This is a genomic window from Nocardiopsis valliformis DSM 45023, assembly GCF_000340985.1.
Lineage (GTDB): Bacteria > Actinomycetota > Actinomycetes > Streptosporangiales > Streptosporangiaceae > Nocardiopsis > Nocardiopsis exhalans.
Genome location: NZ_ANAZ01000080.1, coordinates 1 through 1,108, shown reverse-complemented (window position 1 = coordinate 1,108; position 1,108 = coordinate 1). Strand labels below are relative to the sequence as shown.

General features: G+C 67.9%; 1 protein-coding gene. It reads right to left on the bottom strand.

The window, feature by feature from the left end:
• The coding region (locus D457_RS33915; RefSeq protein WP_275041027.1) for an RNA-guided endonuclease InsQ/TnpB family protein at positions 1-996 on the bottom strand (996 nt) is incomplete at its 3' end.
• Positions 997-1,108: the final 112 nt, after the last annotated feature.

The following is a 1,108-nucleotide window of genomic DNA, read 5'->3' as shown; positions in this document are numbered from 1 at the left end:
CGCGGGATCTCGTTTCGCCACCTGTTCAGCGGCATGGTGGATGTTGTGGGCGGCGTTGGTGTCAGCATTCCCGACCCATCCGCAGGTGGGGTTCCGGCAGGCAAAGACCGCTTGGTTCTTGCGGTTCTTCACATCTGCGAACCCGCACCGGTGACACCTGAGGGAGGTATGCGGGGCGGGGACGACAATGACGGTGCCGCCGCGTTCGGTGGTCTTGTAGGCCAGTTGGGTGTGCAGCTGATGCCACGCCTCGCCCTGGATGGACCGGTTCAGCCCGGCCTTCTGGGCGACACTGCGCCCCGGGGCCTCGACGGTGCCTTTCGCGGATCGGACCATCCCGGCGACGTTGAGGTCCTCCAACCCGATAAGGCTGTAGGTGTCGGCGAGGGTGCGGGTGGTCTGGTGCTGCCAGTCGGAGCGCCGTCGCACGAGGCGGGCACGCAGGGCGGCGATCTTGTCGTAGGTGGCCTTGAGCCGGTTACTGATCTGCTCGCCCCGGGTGTGGTGGCGGCGTTGCCGTGCGGCCTTGCGTTCCAGGCAAAGGAGCCGTTCGGCTTCTTTGGGGCGCTCCCACGGGGTGTGGGTGTGGTTGGTGCCGTCCGACAGGGCCAGGGGCACCGCGATGCCCCGGTCGATACCGACCGTGGGGCCGGTGTGGGGTGCGGGGTCGGACTGTTCCCAGCGGGTGCGCAGCACGATGTGCCAGCCGTTGGCCTCGCGCACCAGACGGGCGCCGGTCACGGTCCCGGGGATGGCCCGGTGGGCACGGAACCGGACCGTGCCGACTTTGGGGATCTTGACGGTGGACCAGCGGCGGGACAGACAGGTGATGTTCAGGTCCCGGCCCTGAGGGATGTCCACGCTCATCTTCGCTCGGACACGGGACTTGAACCGGGGTGCTTCGGCACGGCCCTCCCAGCAGTTCACCCACGCTCGGTGGTACTGCTTCAACACCTGTTGGGCGGCTTGGGCGGGCAGGGCGGCAAGGAAATCGATCTCCTTGCGGGCCTACTTGATCGCCGCGTCGGCGTCCTTCAAGGACACCCGTCGGTTCTGCGAGGCCATGGTCCACCAGTCGTGGAGTGCGTTCCACAGGGCGCGGGCGGCA